13 protein-coding genes and 1 tRNA gene are annotated in these 16478 nt (G+C 67.4%); 10 read left to right on the forward strand and 4 right to left on the reverse strand.

Translation table 11 applies throughout. The features are described from left to right. Positions 1 to 4 precede the first annotated feature (4 nt). Together IHV25_RS04170 and IHV25_RS04175 are read left to right on the forward strand one after the other, a co-directional pair. Positions 5 to 364 carry a DUF5368 domain-containing protein gene (locus IHV25_RS04170; protein ID WP_192533844.1) on the forward strand — a complete coding sequence of 120 codons (360 nt, stop codon included), beginning with the start codon at positions 5 to 7 and terminating at the stop codon, positions 362 to 364. A gap of 556 nt (positions 365 to 920) precedes the next feature. Beyond that, positions 921 to 996: transfer RNA gene (locus IHV25_RS04175), tRNA-Val, on the forward strand. A 478-nt stretch (positions 997 to 1474) separates the two neighbouring features. Here the strand turns inward: IHV25_RS04175 and IHV25_RS04180 are convergent. From IHV25_RS04180 to IHV25_RS04195, 4 genes are all read right to left on the reverse strand, one after another. Then, on the reverse strand, positions 1475 to 2089 hold the full coding sequence (locus IHV25_RS04180) for a Smr/MutS family protein (RefSeq protein WP_192533845.1): 615 nt from the start codon (positions 2087 to 2089) through the stop codon (positions 1475 to 1477). A 54-nt stretch (positions 2090 to 2143) separates the two neighbouring features. Next, entirely contained in the window at positions 2144 to 2659 is a 516-nt protein-coding gene (locus IHV25_RS04185) for a hypothetical protein (RefSeq protein WP_192533846.1), read from the reverse strand. 353 nt (positions 2660 to 3012) lie between these two features. Next, positions 3013 to 4158 (reverse strand): murein transglycosylase A, encoded by a 1146-nt coding sequence (mltA, locus tag IHV25_RS04190; protein WP_192533847.1) that lies wholly within the window; start codon positions 4156 to 4158, stop codon positions 3013 to 3015. Beyond that, the gene (locus IHV25_RS04195) at positions 4151 to 4843 is read right to left on the reverse strand and encodes a Tim44/TimA family putative adaptor protein (RefSeq protein WP_192533848.1); all 693 of its coding nucleotides are present in this window, start codon (positions 4841 to 4843) and stop codon (positions 4151 to 4153) included. The genes mltA and IHV25_RS04195 overlap by 8 nt, the downstream gene beginning before the upstream one ends. Before the next feature lie 291 nt (positions 4844 to 5134). Between IHV25_RS04195 and IHV25_RS04200 the strand changes: the two genes are divergently transcribed. The 8 genes from IHV25_RS04200 to pgaA all read left to right on the forward strand — a co-directional run bounded on the left by IHV25_RS04200 (position 5135) and on the right by pgaA (position 16356). Next, on the forward strand, positions 5135 to 5761 hold the full coding sequence (locus IHV25_RS04200) for an FxsA family protein (RefSeq protein ID WP_192533849.1): 627 nt from the start codon (positions 5135 to 5137) through the stop codon (positions 5759 to 5761). Positions 5762 to 5868: 107 nt separating this feature from the next. Then, positions 5869 to 6357: a protein-export chaperone SecB gene (secB, locus tag IHV25_RS04205; protein WP_192533850.1), complete on the forward strand. Its 489-nt coding sequence runs from the start codon at positions 5869 to 5871 to the stop codon at positions 6355 to 6357. Between the two features lie 143 nt (positions 6358 to 6500). Next, the gene (gene purC, locus IHV25_RS04210; protein ID WP_192533851.1) at positions 6501 to 7271 is read left to right on the forward strand and encodes a phosphoribosylaminoimidazolesuccinocarboxamide synthase; all 771 of its coding nucleotides are present in this window, start codon (positions 6501 to 6503) and stop codon (positions 7269 to 7271) included. 103 nt (positions 7272 to 7374) lie between these two features. Beyond that, positions 7375 to 7617: a phosphoribosylformylglycinamidine synthase subunit PurS gene (purS, locus tag IHV25_RS04215; protein ID WP_192533852.1), complete on the forward strand. Its 243-nt coding sequence runs from the start codon at positions 7375 to 7377 to the stop codon at positions 7615 to 7617. Positions 7618 to 7633: 16 nt separating this feature from the next. Continuing rightward, entirely contained in the window at positions 7634 to 8326 is a 693-nt protein-coding gene (gene purQ / locus IHV25_RS04220) for a phosphoribosylformylglycinamidine synthase subunit PurQ (protein ID WP_192533853.1), read from the forward strand. Beyond that, positions 8323 to 10542: a phosphoribosylformylglycinamidine synthase subunit PurL gene (gene purL / locus IHV25_RS04225; protein WP_338048584.1), complete on the forward strand. Its 2220-nt coding sequence runs from the start codon at positions 8323 to 8325 to the stop codon at positions 10540 to 10542. The genes purQ and purL overlap by 4 nt, the downstream gene beginning before the upstream one ends. A gap of 469 nt (positions 10543 to 11011) precedes the next feature. Beyond that, complete coding sequence (locus IHV25_RS04230) at positions 11012 to 11248, forward strand: BolA/IbaG family iron-sulfur metabolism protein (RefSeq protein ID WP_192533854.1); 237 nt, start codon at positions 11012 to 11014, stop codon at positions 11246 to 11248. A gap of 530 nt (positions 11249 to 11778) precedes the next feature. After that, positions 11779 to 16356 (forward strand): poly-beta-1,6 N-acetyl-D-glucosamine export porin PgaA, encoded by a 4578-nt coding sequence (pgaA, locus tag IHV25_RS10415; RefSeq protein ID WP_192533855.1) that lies wholly within the window; start codon positions 11779 to 11781, stop codon positions 16354 to 16356. The last annotated feature ends 122 nt before the right edge of the window (positions 16357 to 16478 follow it).

Consider the following 16478-nt stretch of genomic DNA (forward strand, 5'->3'; position numbering starts at 1 on the left):
TGCTATGAAAGAACTCACTCTTACGACAATGATCGCCGTGTTCGAGGAAATTTTCGGATCCGGCCTGTTCTGGGCCATGATGCTTCTCGCAGCCGTCATCACCGTGGCCTATGTCTACGTTCTGATCCGTGATCGCGCCGTGTCCATGCGGAAATTCCTGTGGGCGCAGGTCTCCATGCCCGTGGGCGCGGTGGTGGCCGTGGTCTTCGTTCTGGCGCAGACGAACTCGGCGCTTCGCCACACGGGGGGCCCGGTTGACGTGTTCGTCCTGCTGGGTGTGGCCCTTCTGGGGGCGGTTGGCATGGCGATCCTGGTCTACACGGGCCAGTCCCTGCTGCGTCCGCCCGCGCAGGAAACGAAGTAGAACGCCGGGCCGGGCGCTGTGGTGCGCCTGGCCCCTGAACCTCCGGCATCGGGGCGGTGATACCGCCACCCCGTTAGCCGATCATCCAGAACGCGGGACCGCGCCGGTGAACCGGACGTCCCGCGTTTTTTGTTCAGCGCTGGTGATGTGAAATGGGCGTGGCCGTGGCGGGGCCGGTGTGTGGCGGCGTTGCCCGGGTGCGGTGTGGGTGGCGCGCCCGGGCCGGTGTGTGGCGGTGTTGCCCGGGTCCGGGGCCGGTGTGGGGCCGGATCATCATGAGCACGACCGGGCGTTTCCGGGGCGCTTCCGGGAGTGTGGGTGTTGTGGCGGCGCTGGCGGGGGGCGGAGTTTTGTGGAGCCGGTGCCTCCGGCGGAAGGGCAGGGTGACCTCCCGGTGGGTGTCTTCCGCCTGCCGTGGTGGGAATGACCCGTCTGGGGAGGGGGCTCCCGGGCGGGGCGCGGACAGCCTTTGGATCCGGCAATACCCCACGAAAGGGGTTGTGTTTTTGGGTGAAGGCCGGTAAGACCTGCGGTGACGCAGACAGAAGGCTGGTGCGGGCGGTTAGCTCAGCTGGGAGAGCATCTGGTTTACACCCAGAGGGTCGGCGGTTCGATCCCGTCACCGCCCACCAATGAAAACAATGTGTTAGGTAGCGTTCTTGTAACCGCTCACCCAGAGTTTCCAAAATCTAACAGGGGAGTTTCCAAACTCTCGTTTGGTTTTTCCTCCTCGGTTGTTTTTTTCTCCCGACAAGCTTCCTCATTCCTTCGTCAGCGCGCGGCGGTGGTGTGCCTGCACCAGCGACTGTGTGTGGCCCCACGGCCGGGCGAGGGGAGAGGAGGCCATCCGCATGCGGCCTCTCCACTCGGTTGAGGAAAGGTCGATACCGGCCTGAAGGCAGCTGTTTTCCGGTACGGGAAGCGGTGCGCCCGGCGTGGTTATCGAGGGGCTCTGCCCGGGAGGCCGTGCTGAGTGCCGGGTTGATGTGTTCGGGGCACCTGTCCGCACCCGGGCGCGTGGCCGGATCATAGTGTATCGGATTGGATCGTTCATCCCGTCCCGGCGGCCAGCCTGGCAGCCCGTGTCCGGCGTCTTTTCGGGGGCGGCCCCTAGCGCTTGCGGCGCAGGCGGACGTAGAAGGCGCCGCTTCCGCCGTCCTTCTGCTGGGCCTGGGTAAAGCCCACAACGAACGGCCGCATTGGCGCGCTGTTGAGCCAGTCCGGCAGCCTCTGGCGCAGGATCCCTCCCTGGCCGGCGCGGTAGCCTCCGCGGCCGGTCACCACAAGGACCGAGCGCCAGCCCGAATCCCAGCCCCGACGGACAAAGGCCTGGAGCGCGGCTTCCGCCTCCGCCTGGGTCATGCCGTGCAGGTCCAGCGCGCTGTCCACGGGCAGGCGTCCCTTGCGCAGCCGGTCGGCTGTTTTGGCGTCCATGCCGTGCAGGCGGCCGCTCTCCAGGGGCTCGAACGTTTTTCGGAACAGCTGGTCCTCCGGATCCCCCGCGGCAAGACCGGGGACCGACAGGCCGGGCACCTCCGGCCAGCGCGACGACGGGGCCCGGGGCTCGGAGGCTCCCGGGATGTCCGGCAGAACGCCGCGCCGGGGCAGGGGCTGAACGGGGGGCGCCAGGCGGTCCGAGCGGGCTTTCAGGGGGGAAATGGAACGGGTCAGGCCCTCCCACAGGGACAGGTCTTCGGGAGACGTGCCCGGTTTGCGTCTGGTCATCGCGATGAGGTTATCCCTATGTGCCCGTAACGGGCCCGTATCCGGTGCGTGCTGTCAGTCGGTAATGTTGGTGGGCATCAGCGAGGATCCGCTGGGCTTGAAGCCGGCCTTGCTCTCGGGGACGAACAGGCGGGCCAGTCCCCTCCAGTCGGCCGCCGGGGCCTTGCAGCCCACGCGCTGTTTTCCCGCCAGCATGATTACGACCCCGCCGTAGGCCCACACGCGCCGCCAGCTCTGGAGGTCGGTCAGAAGCAGATCCCGGGTTCTCAGGTTGAGCCGGTAGGCAATCCAGGGCCGGATCGCGAAGGTGTAGAACAGGGCCGCCCCCACCAGAGCCGCGACGCCTGCCAGCAGGTTGATGAACAGCACCCCCGTGGCCAGCAGAACACTGGCAAGCAGGGGGAGGATGTTGTCAAAACTGCTGAAGGACGGAGCACCCCGCTTGTTGAGGTGATCAAACTCCGTGAGCACAAGCACATCACCACGCTGGATGGCGCTTTTCAGGTGCTCGAACAGATTGCGGTCGAAGTCCTCGAGATCCGCCTGCTGTCGTTTTGAAAGGTCGGTCATGTCTCTTTCCCCGGGGCTTTCCCTTTTTTACAGCATCTGCCGTTTTCTGGGAAGGTTCCTGTTCAGCGGGAGCCCGGCCGGGCGGATCTGTACAGCGGGTTGGGGGCATGCCCGGCACGCGGGCGTGCCGGCCTGTCCGGGAAACGAGGGGGCAGGGGGGGAAAGGGGTGTTGTGGGGGCGGTGCGGGGATGCGGGCGCCGGGCTGGTTCCGGCGTTTGCGTCCCGGCCTCACGTTGCCGCTTCCGGCCTGCCTGAGACCTTGGGTTCAGGTTGCCCTGCGCTCATCTCCGTGGCCGGAGACCGGGCGGTGTGTTTTCCCGTCCGGTCTGCGTCTCCGGTGTCTGCTGCCCGCTCAGGACCGCACTGCGGGAAGCAGGAGCCAGGCACGCCCGCCGGATTTCATGCCCCCGGCGTGGAAGAGGGCGCTTTCCCCGCTGCCCCAGAACACGTCCACCCGAACGGGGCCCTTGATGGCACCCCCCGTGTCCTGGGCCAGGGCCAGACGCTGGAGGGAACGGCCGTTCCCGTCCCGGGTCTCGATCCACATGAGGCTGCCCAGGGGCACGTGACGGCGGTCCACCGCCAGCGAGCGCAGGGGCTCCAGGGGGACGCCCTGGGCTCCCACCGGGCCCTCGCCGCTGACCCGGCGGAAGAAGATATAGCGCGGGTTCTCGCGCATCAGCTCGCGCGCCTGGTCCGGATGGGCTGTCAGCCAGGCCCGGATGGCGGGCATGGAGTTGCCGTTGCCCAGACCCCGCTCGTTCATGATCCGTCCGATCCCGACGAAGGGATGGCCGTTGTCACCCGCGTAGCCGATGCGAACCTGCTGCCCGTTCGGAAGCCGTGCGATCCCCGAGCCCTGGATCTGGGTGAAGAACAGCTCCACCGGATCGCGGGCCCACAGAAGAACCGGTGCTGTTCCGGACAGGGCGCCGTCCTCGATCTCGGCGCGCCTGGGGCGGCCGGTTCCGGTGCGCTCCCAGCCCGCGGGCAGGCCCAGAACCGGAACCGTGTAGCCCGGCGCCGGAGTTTCGGACACATCCAGGACGGCCTCGTAGTATCCGGTGAAGAGCCCGTCGGGCCCGTCTGTCGAGGCAATCTGCCAGACTGTGAAATTGTTCTCGAGGAAGGTGCGGACCTCGGCTTGGCCCGCCCGCGTCCGGGCAAGCCGGGCGCTTTCAGCGCAGACGCTTCGCCAGTCGCCGGTGGTCAGGCCGAACTCCGGAGGCCCGAAGGCCGTGTTGGCCGGGAGGGTGGCCAGCCGCCTGCAGGAGCGTTCCAGCGCCGGAAGAACCTCATGGACCGGATCCCGGGACCAGCCGGGCAGGTCTGCGGTGTGGGCCCGGCGGTAGTGGGCGTCCCCGACCGTGAAGGCTGCGGGGCCTGCGGGGCTGGCGCAGGCTTGCAGAAGGCCCAGAAGGCCCGCGGCTGCCGCCATCCTGAGGGATTGGCCCGCGCGCACGCGGGCCGACGGGCGTCCGGCAGGGGCCTCAGACATCGGAGGACCGGGTCGCCACCAGCAGCCAGTTCGGATTGCCCGAGGTGATGTCACGCTCGAACGTCCAGATGTCGGTCAGGGTCTCGATTCGGTTCGGATCCCCCTCGATGACCTCTCCGTCAGCGTTCTTCAGCAGGTTGACCTGTTCGGTGACGTATTTGATGGTCATGTGGGCGATGCTGCCGTCCAGGCGGGCGGTCTCGATGGCCACGGACTTGAAGGAGATCAGCTCGGACTCCATGGTCTCGCCGGCCTCCTCGCGCTCGCGGATGACGTTTTCAAAGTTTCGCATCACCTCCGGCGACAGGAGGGTCTCCAGCGTGCGCCGGTCCCCCTTGGCAAAGGCGAGCAGAACCATCTGGAACGCCGAGCGGGCGCCGTTCAGGAAGTCCTCGGCCGAGAACGAGGGGTCTGCAAGGCGGATGCGGGTCAGGGTGCCGGCCAGGGTCGGGTCCAGCACGGGACCGTCCGCACCGAAGCCGGTGGCGCCGGTCTCGCTGTCCGGGCCGTCGCGGTGGCCGTTGGCGTCCGTGCCGTAGGGGCTGCGGCCCGTGTCTTCCCGGCGCATCGGAAAGCCGTCATCCTCGTCCTCCGGATGCTGCCCCAGCAGGGCCCGAAGGCGCAGGACCAGAAATACCGCAATCAGTGCGACAAGGAGTATAGGAACAAACGAGCTGTTTTCCATCGGATCCCGATCTCTTGGGCAGGGGTGTGCCAGGCGGACCGGCGCGACTGCGCACGCTTTTCGCGAATCCGGCCGTGTCTCCGCTATACGTTAGCGCCTGAAGCGCCTTTTCGCCAGACCCTAAGCGCAAAAAGATCCGGTTTCCACAGGGGCTCCGGGGCGTTTTTCCGGTGTAGCGGTCCGCGGCCGCACTCCCGTCCCCTGTACACGGGGCGGTTTGCCGTTGCCAAACCTGCCCGCTTCGTTCACCCTGGCAGTCCGCAGAACGTTTCATCCGGAGACTTTGACACCATGGGCGGCCCGCTGTTCCTTCTCTTTCTTCTGTCCATCCCGTTTGTCGAGATTGCCCTCTTCATCGAGGTGGGCAAGGCCCTCGGTGTTTTCGAGACCATTCTCCTGACCCTCGCGATCTCGGCTGTGGGCTTCATCGTCATGCAAAAGCACAGCATGCAGACCGCCATGCGGGTGCGCGAGAGCCTGGCCCGGGGCCAGCCTCCGGTGAAGGAGATGTTTGACAACGCCTGCGTGGTGGTCGGCGGGCTGCTGATGATCCTGCCGGGCTTCCTGACGGACACCATCGGCATTCTTCTTCTGCTTCCTCCGGTGCACGAGGCCCTGCGAGGCTACCTGGAGCGTCGGGGCACCTTGCGCACGGGAATGGGGCCGGACGCGGGCCGGGGCACGGGCGGCTTTTCCGGCTCCCGCCCGGGGAGCGGCTCCCACAGTGGCGGACGCGTGATCGACGGCGAGTTCACCGAGGTTGTGGAGAGTGAGACCCGGGCCGGGGCCGCGGGCCCGGACGATGCGGATTCGAGGGGCGCGAGCGGCGGCGACCACGACAACCCCTGGGCGCATGTGGGCCAGGGCGGTGCCTCGGGAACGGATCGCAAGGACGACGGGAGCACGGGCGGCTCGTGATCGTCTGTTCCGGACGTTTTTAGGGGCCCTCTCCCGGTTCCGGCTTGATTCGGTTTCTGCGGAGACTTATACCGGGCCATTCGTTAGCCAGCTGTCACGAGGTCACCATGAGCGAAGAGAACATTACGGACGACGCGCAGGAGCTTGCCGCCGGTGCGGGGATGCCGCCGCTTGTTATCAACGGGCAATATACAAAGGATCTGTCCTTCGAATCGCCCAACTCGCCGGTGATCTTTACCCGGATGGCGGCCCCTCCCGAGGTGAAGCTTGATCTCCATGTGGAGGCCGAGCGCATCGGCGAGAACGCCTATGAGGTGGTTCTGCTGATCCAGGCCGAGGCCCGCACTCCCGAGATGACCGCGTTCATGGTGGAGCTGAAATACGCCGCCGTGTGCAGCGTCAATCTCCCGGAAGAGCACGTCAAGCCCGCGACCCTCATCGAGGTTCCGCGCATGATCTTCCCCTTTGCCCGCAACATCATTGCGGACGTGACCCGCGACGGGGGCTTCCCGCCGCTTCTGGTCCAGCCCCCTGATTTTGCCGGCCTGTTCCGCAAGATGCAGCTCGCCGACCAGCCCTCGAAGGGCAGTGCCTGAGGACGGCTGTCCCTCCGGGATTCCTTCTTTGGAACCGCTTTTCGTGGACTTTGCGGGCGAAAGTGCGCATATAACGACGGATGACGCCCCCATGCGCTTCGGGGGCGCTTCGCGTGTCTCTCTTTTCTCAAGGTTTATCCCAGATGGCCCGACGCAAGCAGCTGTACGAAGGCAAGGCGAAGATCCTGTATGAAGGTCCGGAACCCGGAACCGTCGTGCAGTACTTCAAGGATGATGCGACCGCATTCAACAACCAGAAAAAGGGCACCATCACCGGGAAAGGGGTTCTCAACAACCGCATCAGCGAATACCTGATGACCCGGCTTGGTGAAATCGGGGTCCCGACCCACTTTATCCGCCGCCTCAACATGCGTGAGCAGCTGGTTAAAGAGGTGGAGATTATCCCGATCGAGGTTGTGGTGCGCAACGTGGCGGCGGGCTCGCTGTCCAAGAAGTTTGCCATCCCCGAGGGGACGCCCCTGCCGCGCTCCATCATCGAGTTCTACTACAAGAACGACGAGCTCGGTGACCCCATGGTCTCCGAGGAGCACATCACGGCGTTCAACTGGGCCGACCCCCTGGAGATCGACGAGATCATGGCCATGTCCCTGCGGGTCAACGACTACCTGTCGGGCCTCTTCCTGGGCGTGCAGCTCCGCCTTGTGGACTTCAAGCTGGAGTTCGGCCGCTACTACGACGAGGAGGAGGAGGAGCCCCGCATCGTTCTGGCGGACGAGATCTCCCCGGACAACTGCCGCCTGTGGGATATGGCCACCGGCGAGAAGCTGGACAAGGACCGGTTCCGGCGTGACCTTGGCGGTGTCGAGGAGGCCTACCAGGAGGTGGCCCGCCGTCTCGGAATCCTGCCCGAGAGCGGCCCCCGCGACGTCCAGGGCCCCAGCACCCTTCAGTAACAAGGCCGGCGCACTGCGGATCTGTTCCGGTGCGCCGCCTTCTGTTCCCCGTTTTCCTTGCGGACCCCCGTGGTCCTTTCTCCCTTCAGGAGCCTAATTTGCGATGAAAGCCAAGGTCACCATTTCCTTCAAACCCGGCGTTCTCGATCCGCAGGGCCGTGCCATTTCCCATGCTCTCGCGGGTCTCGGCTTCGAGGGTGTCGGCGACGTGCGTCAGGGCAAGGTGATTGAACTCGACCTTGCGGAAACCGACGCGGCCAAGGCGCGCGAGCAGGTGGAGGCCATGTGCCAGGCGCTGCTGGCCAACCCGGTCATCGAGACCTACGCCATCGAACTGGCGAAGTGAAGGAGCGCCGGAACCCATGAAAACGGCGATCCTTCTCTTTCCCGGCACCAACCGGGAACAGGATATCATCAAGGCCGTGACCGTCGCGGGCGGAAAGCGCCCGTCGGTTGTCTGGCACCGGGACACCGCGCTCCCCGAGGGAACGGACCTGGTGGTCGTGGCCGGGGGCTACTCCTACGGTGACTACCTTCGCCCCGGCGCAATGGCGGCCCGCAGCCCGGTTCTGAACGCCGTTCGCACATTCGCCGCGGACGGCGGTTGCGTTCTGGGGGTGTGCAACGGCTTCCAGATCCTGACCGAGGCCGGCATCCTTCCCGGCGCCCTGGTGCGCAACCGGGGTCTCCAGTTCATCTGCCGGGACGTGAACCTGGTGGTGGGAACGGAGAAGAGCCCCTTCACCGGCGGCTACCGCAAGGGCCAGAAGATCCGTCTTCCCGTCGCCCACCAGGACGGCAACTACACCGCCGATGCCGAGACGCTGAAGCGCCTTGAGGACGAGGACCGGATTGCCTTCCGCTATGCCGACGCGAACGGCGTTGTCTCTGACGAAACCTGTCTGAACGGCTCGCTCCGGTCGATTGCGGGCGTTCTGTCCGAAAACCGGCGCGTTCTGGGCCTGATGCCCCATCCGGAGAACTCCATCGAGGCCGGATTTGGCGGCACCGACGGCCTGCCCCTGTTCAAATCCCTTCTGGAGACGCTGTCGTGAGCAAGACCGTTCCCTATGCCGAAGGCATTGACGCAAACGTCGTGCGCGACCACGGCCTGTCCGAAAGCGAGTACGAGACCGTCCTGAGCATCATGGGCCGGGCGCCCAACCTGCTGGAACTGGGTATCTTCTCGGTCATGTGGTCGGAGCACTGCTCCTACAAGTCGTCCAAGAAGTGGCTCAAGACCCTGCCGACCCAGGCTCCCTGGGTGGTCCACGGTCCGGGCGAGAACGCGGGCGTCATCGACATCGGCGACGACCTGGTTGCGGTCTTCAAGATGGAGAGCCACAACCACCCCAGCTACATCGAGCCCTACCAGGGCGCGGCCACCGGCGTGGGCGGCATCCTGCGTGACGTGTTCACCATGGGCGCGCGCCCGGTTGCCAACCTGAACGCCCTGCGCTTCGGCGCCCCCGAGGATCCGAACACCCGCCATCTGGTGTCCGGCGTTGTCTCGGGCATCGGCGGCTACGGCAACTGCGTGGGCGTGCCCTGCGTGGGTGGCGAGGTCAACTTCCACCCGGGCTACAACGGCAACATCCTGGTCAACGCCATGACCGTGGGTGTGGCGAAGCGCGACCGGATTTTCCTCTCGGCTGCGGCGGGCGTGGGCAACCCGGTTGTCTACGTGGGCTCGCGCACGGGCCGTGACGGCATCCACGGCGCCACCATGGCCTCCACCGAGTTCAATGAGGGCTCGGAGGAGAAGCGTCCCACGGTGCAGGTGGGCGACCCGTTCACCGAGAAGCTTCTGATCGAGGCCTGCCTCGAGCTGATGGCCACTGACGCCATCGTGTCCATCCAGGACATGGGCGCTGCGGGTCTGACGTCGTCGTCCTTCGAGATGGCCTCCAAGGGCGGTCTGGGCGTGGTCCTGGACCTGGAGCGCGTCCCCATGCGCGAGGACGGCATGAACCCCTACGAGCTGATGCTGTCGGAAAGCCAGGAGCGCATGCTCATGGTTCTGAAGCCCGGCCGCGAGGATCTGGCCCGCTCCATCTTCGAGAAGTGGGAGCTGGAGTTCGCCATCATCGGTCACCTGACCGACACGGGCCGCATGGAGCTGCGCTGGCACGGCGAGACCGTGGGCGACCTGCCCATCGATCCCCTGGCCCAGGCGAGCCCCGAGTACGACCGTCCCTGGCAGCCGACCGTGCCGGCCCGTCCGGCCAGCATGGCGGGCGTGGACTCCATCACGTGGCAGGAGGCGCTTCTGAAGCTGCTGTCCTCTCCGGACGGAGCCTCCCGGCGCTGGATCTGGGAGCAGTACGACTACCTGGTGGGCGGCAACACCATGCAGCGCCCGGGCGGCGATGCGGCCGTGGTGCGTCTCGAGGACGCGCCCTCCAAGGCTCTCGCCATGACCGCCGACTGCACGCCCCGCTACGTCGAGGCCGACCCCGTCATGGGCGGACGCCAGGCGGTGGCCGAGGTCTGGCGGAACCTGACGGCGGTGGGCGCGGTTCCCCTCGCCATCACCGACAACATGAACTTCGGCAACCCGGAAAAGCCCCGGATCATGGGCCAGTTCGTGGGGGCCTGCCAGGGCATCCGCGACGCCTGTCTGGCGCTGGACTTCCCGGTGGTGTCCGGAAACGTCAGCCTCTACAACGAGACCAACAACCAGGCCATTCCGCCGACCCCCGCCATTGGCGGCGTGGGCATCGTGTCCTGCGACAAGGTCGTGGACCTGGCCTTCAAGGCCGAGGGACAGCCGGTTCTCCTTCTTGGGGCGCCGGAAGGGGCCGAGGGTCACTGGCTGGACTGCTCGCTCTACCTGCGTGAGATCGTTGGCCGTGAGGCCGGTCCTCCGCCGGTTGTGGATCTCGCCCACGAGCGCCGGGTCGGCGATCTGGTGCGGGCCCTGATCAGCGAGGGCGTGGTCACCGCCTGTCACGACCTGTCCGACGGCGGGCTCCTGATGGGGCTTGCGGACATGGCCCTGGCGGGCAACATGGGTGTTCGCATCCATCTCGAGGGGACGCCGTCCGCGTTCGCACTCTTCGGCGAGGACCAGGGGCGCTATGTCCTGACCGTGGCCAACGAGGCCGAGGCCACCGCCGTGATCGAGCGTGCGGTTGCGACCGGCGTCTCGGTTCGCAAGCTGGGCATCACCGGCGGCACCGAGCTGATGGTCAACGGCGAGGAGGGGCCCACCGTGGCGGCTCTTCGCGAGGCACACGAGGGCTGGCTTCCGGCCTACATGGGCGCCTGAGCCCTTTTGGAACCCAACGGGCGGGGGCCTGCTCCCGCCTGTGTCGGCCGGTCAATCCGGTGGGCCAGCCTGACGCGCTGGCCCTTTTCTTTTGGGCCTCCGGCCGGCGGCGGCGCCAGCGGATTCGCCCCTGTCCCCGTCCCGCAGACCGGGAATGCCGGCGGGCGGACACCGCTCCCGGGTGGCCCGGTGCGGGGGCATCGGGCCCGGTCCTCCCGAGGGACCGCGGCCGGGTCGGCTCCCTTCGCCGCGGCGCTCCTGCCTCCAGAGCCCGCCCCGACGGGGGTGTTTTCCAGAGGGGCGGGGGTGTTTTGCGGGGTGTTTTGCGGGGTGTTTTGCGGACGTGCCTGGTCCTTCCCGGGGCACCCCGCCTTTGTTTTTATCGGGTCCAATTCCGGTCTTTGAGTTTCCCTGCGCGATGGGGTAGATTGGGTCGTTCTGTCTCACCGCTTACGAACGGGAGGCCTCCATGTTCCGAAAATACTGCGACCACGCGACGATCCTGACCCTGATCGAGAACGCCCTTCCCGGGGCCCGGATCAATATCGAGGACCTGGGTGACGGCGAACACCTGAGTGTCCGTGTCATTTCCGAGATGTTCAGCGGCAAGTCCAGGGTGGAGCAGCACAAGATGCTTCTGGACGTTCTGCGCGAGGCGGCCACAGCGCCCCTGCCGCGCCTTGCTGTCCAGACCGGGACGCCGTGACACGCATCCCCATTCCCCCACCTGGCCGCTCGCCGGTTCCCGAGACCCCATTCGCAAAGGCAGCCGCAAGGCTGCCTTTCCTGTTTCCCGGCCCGCGGCCCCCTGGTCCCGGGTGTCTTGTCCTCTCCCGGCCTCGCGCTCGGTGGCGGGGGAGGGGGAGGGGGCGGGCAGGGTCCATTCCCCCTCGGTCCGACCCCTCCCGGTGGTGCGGCTGGTCTGTGGAGTGGATGGTGCCCTCCAACACGCGCGCGACGGGGGTGTCCGGTTTCGGGGGCGGTCTCGGGGCGTGCGGCATGTCTCCGGTCGCAACCCCACGCCATTCTCCGGTCAGAAGGAGTTTAATTTTTTTTTAACACCATTGTACGACACTCTAACGGGAAACCCGGAAGTGTCGACACGCGGCCCTTCGCCTGCTGGCTGGTGAGCGGGCACCTGAAGGATCCTCTCGAATGCGCAGCCTTCGACTTCAACCCCCACGCGTACTCTCAGCCCCGTCCGGGGCCGGGGGTGCTCCGCCTGCGGAGCCCGTGGTGGAGCCGGAGCCCCGGCGGCGCAATGGCTGGCTGACCGTTGGAGTCCTGATCCTGATGATCCTGGGGTCGGTGGGCGGTTTTGCTTACATTCTCCAGAACTGGCAGCCGCTGGTCATGAGCATCGAGGGCGAGGACATCAGCTACGACGAGGTGGTTCTCAGGGCGCGGGAAGGCGACGTCCGCCCGGCCCTTGAGTACTTCCGCCAGCTTGAGGCCAGGAAGATGATCGGGCCGGCCCAGGCCTCGGACTGGATCCAGGTTCTGAGCTGGGCCCAGAAGTACCGCGAGGCGGTGGGCCTCTACGAGTTTTACCGCGCCATGTATGACCTTCCGGTGGAGGGGCAGGTGGCGGCGGCCCGGTCCTACCGCAAGCTGGGAGAGTACGACGAGGCCCTGACCGTCTGGGAGCTTCTGCGGCAGGTGGACCGGGATTCCGAGATCTATCTGCTGGAGCAGATCGGAACCATGGCCGACGCCGGGCACCACGAGGAGGCCCTGGCGAGGGCGAAAGCCTACGAGGCCGTGTCTCCGGGGCTCGAGGCCCGGGAGATCCTGGCCTACGTCGAGGAGCGCTCCACGACGTCCCAGACCCGCCGGGACGACGGCCAGGATCCCATGGCGGCCATGGACCGCTTCCGCGAGTTCGAGCGCTCGGGCTATCCCCTCACCCGTGACAACGTGGCGGACTGGATCCGCTATGCCCACTGGTCCGGTCAGGACCGGGAGGCGGTCGAGGTCTATGAGCGCTTTCGCACGACGCCGATCCCTCTTGACGGAAAGGTGGCGGCCGCCCGGTCGTTTCGCGTGCTCGGGGAGTATGGGCGCTCCCTTGCCCTGTGGGACGAGATCCGGCGTGCCGAACCCGATGACGAGGACTACGCGGTCAACCAGATCGCCACTCTGGTCGATGCGGGGTACTGGCAGGAGGCCCTGCCGCTGGCGCGGGCGGCGTCGCGGATTTTTCCCGGGCGCGATACCCGCGACCTGCTGGTGTATGCGGAGCGGGCCCGTTATGACGCCCTGATCACCCTGGCGCGGGACGGCAACCATGCCCCCGCCCTTGATCATTTTCGGGCCATGGCGCTGGCCGGTCTGCCCTTTACAGGCGGGCAGGTGTCCGACTGGATCCGCATCGCGAATTGGGCCGGGAACGACCGGGAGGCCGCCGGGGTCCAGGAGCACTATGGCCCGGACCATGAGCTGGATCCCCAGGCTCTGGCGGCGGCGGCGCGGTCGCTGCGCAACCTCAAAAAATGGCCTGAATCCCTGGCCCTGTGGGAGCAGGCCCTGAAGGAGGACCCCGGGAACACGGCCTGGCAGAAAGCCCGGATTGCCACCCTGGCAGACGCCGGACGGGTGGGGGAGGCAGCGGCCGCACTGAAGGCGCTGAATGAGCGCGGCACGACCCCGGATGCGGAGCTTGAGGACTATGTGAGCCGCCGGGCGGGTCGCCCGGGGTCTGGCGCTGCGCCGGCGGACCCTAGGGAGCCGCGGGGGCAGGCCGGTGCCCCCCGGGATCCGGTGGCCGTGAGCCCCCGTGGGGACGCTCGCCCGGATCCGCAGCCGGACCCGGACCCGGCTCCGAAACCGGACGCCGGGAGCGGGGTGCGCGGGGACAGCCCCTCCGGACCGGTGGCCCGAACCGTGGCCGGAGCAACAGCGGACACGGCGGCTGATCCCCCTGATGATACGGAGGCTGACAGGGCGGCTGACAAGGCCCCGGGAGGACGGGCGGGAAGGGGCGGGCCGGACAGCGGCGACAGGGCCACAGAGGCACCCGGCGCCCCGCAGGCCCGGGCGCCCGGCTCCGCGGCCGTTCTGTCCGCAGGGGGCGTTCCGGTGGCCGTCCGGGCGCCGGCGTCCCGGACTGCACCCTCCCGGGTCGCACCGTCCGCGCCTGGCGGATCGGTTCCCGCAGCCGTTCCTGTCTCCGCCTCCGTCTCCGCGCCCGCAGCCGCCCCCGGAGCCTCCCGGGTGTCGGCTCCCGGATCCGCGCGGGTGGCCCCATCCCCTCCGTTCCCACAGGTCGCCCGGGCGCCGGCTCCCGCAGCGGTCCAGCCGTCGGAGCCGGCCCCGGTCGGGGGCAGGGGCGTCGCAACAGGCGCCGCGACAGGCACCGGGACGCAAACGGGGACACATCCCGGCACGGCTCCCCGGGCGGAGGCCCGGGATTACGGCGCTCCGCCCCAGGGCGTGGGCTACGACGATCTTGTGCGCATGGCCCGGGACGGCCGCCACGCCCCGGTTCTGGCCTGGCTGGCGGACGCCGCCCGCAAGGGGCCCCTTCCGGATGCCAAAATTGCCGACTGGGTGGTGATCGCCGGCTGGGCCGGGGACGGGCAGACGGTTCGGGACGTCTATGGCCGATACAGGGACCGCCCCCTTCCCGCGGGCGCCCACGCGGCGGCGGCGCGGGCCTTCCGGGATGCCCGGGAGTGGACCCCCGCCCTGGCCGCCTGGCAGGCCGCCATGAGGAAGGCTCCGAACGACCGGGGCCTGCGGATGGGCTACATCTACACCCTGGCGGACGCGGGTCAGGATGACCGGGCGCTGCCCATGGCCCTGGACATGGTGAAAAAGAAGCCCGATGCCCTGAGCTACGCGGTGCTGGCCTATGTCCACCGGTCGGCCTACCACAATTTCGGGGTGATCAGCCGCCTGTTTGATTCCTTCGAGGCGGCCACGAAGGCCAACGAGCTTGATCCCAATATCCGCGATGTCCAGCAGATCTACGTGGGCTCAATGCAGATGAACCGGCTCGCCGCGCCCGCGTTCATCGAGTCCGGCCGTCCGCCCCATGCCATCGATGCGGCCTCGCGCCGCCAGCTCATGTCGGATGTGGCGGCCGAGCTGGTGCGCCTTCCGGGCTCGTCCATCGAGAGCGAGCGCTTCCACACGGCGGACAAGGCCCTGGTCCTGTATGACCGGATGTTCCAGCAGTGGGCCGGGCGGCCCGAGGCCCGGGATCTTCTGATTGCCGTGCGCCAGGACTACATCGGCGCGCTTCACAACCGGATGTACATGAAGGAGGCCACCGACGAGTACGAGGCTCTGGTGGCCGAGGGTGTGACGGTCAACGACCAGGTGCTGTTCTGGGTGGCGGGAGCCTACCTCTACCAGAAGCTTCCGGAAAAGGCCGTGCCCCTCTACGAGGCCCTGGCCAGCCGCGGCCCGAAGGCCCTGGGCGAGGAGCGCTATTTCGAGGCCAACGTCGGCCTGTTCAACGCCCTGTCGGAGAATAACCAGCACTACCGGGCCCGGGAGGTGGCGGAGGCCTTCCGCGACCACTACCGCCCGTTCTATACCCCCAAGGGCTCGGGGGTCGAGATCCCGAACAACGAGTGGTTCCTGGCCCAGGAGGTCTGGGGTGCGTCTCTCCAGTCGTCCGACTATCTGCCCGAGGCCCAGGCGTTCTACGAGACCCTTCTGCAGACCGCCCCCACGAGCCAGGGGCTGCGGACCTCTCTGGCCGCCGTCTACTCGGCCCGGGGCTGGCCCCGGCGCGCCGAGGAGGAGCTGAAAATCGCAGAAAGCCTGGAGCCCACGAACCTGGGGGTCTTGGTCCAGCAGGGCCGCACCGCCCTGGAGCTTCAGGAGTGGGACCAGTTCGAGCAGATCGCAAGCGATGTCATCACCCGCTACCCGGAAAGCCTCGAGGCCCAGCGGCTCGACCGGCTTCGTGCGGTCCACCACATGGCGGAACTGCGCGTGACCGGCTACCGGGGCCTCTACAGCGACAGCCCCTCGCCCGTGACCGGCACGAACGACTGGGGGTTTGACACGGTTCTCTACTCGCCGCCCCTGTATGACAACTGGCGTGTGTTCGGCGGCGGCGGCTACCGTCGCGGCAAGTTCCAGGAGGGCTATGCCTACCAGCGCACCTTGCGCGCCGGCGTGGAGTACCGGACCCGGGACAACTGGCTGGAGCTGGAGCTCTCCCACCATGACTACAAGGCGGGCGACACCTTCGCCTTCCGGGCCTCGGCCTGGCACGACTTCAATGACCACTGGCGCGTCGGCTTCACCGGGGAGACCCTGGCCGCCCGGACGCCCCTGCGTGCGCTCAACAGCAACATCGAGGCCGGGGGCTTCGACACCTGGGTGCGCTGGTACGACAGCGAGCGCCGGGAATGGACCCTGGGCGCGGCGCCCCTGTGGTTTACCGACGGGAACTTCCGGATGGACTACGCCCTTGCGGGCAAGGAGCGCCTGATCACGGATCCCTATTTCACGCTGGACCTGCGCCCGGACATCAGCTTCAGCCACAACTCCCACACCAACGTGCCCTACTGGAGCCCCAAGATGGACTTCGGGGCCACTCCGGGGCTGGATGCCCGCCATGTTCTCTACCGGCGCTACCAGACCATATGGTCGCACAATCTGGCGGGAGGCATCGGTCCCTACTGGCAGAAGGGGCACGGCTGGGACTGGTCCGCCTTCGTGACCTACGGCCACCGGGTTGAGTGGAATGACGTTCTCGATGCCGGTGCCTACGTGACCTACCGCAACCGCCCCTATGACGGGGTGCGCGAGCAGGAGGTGCAGGGAACCTTCGATCTCAGGTACCGGTTTTAGGCTGTGCACCGCCCGGAGTTCGGTTTGTTGAGTTCTTTACTCCATGCGGGTGGTGTATGATTGTACAGTGCGTCAGACGGTGCGCGCTCGGGGCTCCCCAGCCCCCGAGCCGGGCGGCGCCT

The sequence above is a fragment of the Phaeovibrio sulfidiphilus genome (genome assembly GCF_014861485.1).
GTDB lineage: Bacteria > Pseudomonadota > Alphaproteobacteria > Rhodospirillales > Rhodospirillaceae > Phaeovibrio > Phaeovibrio sulfidiphilus.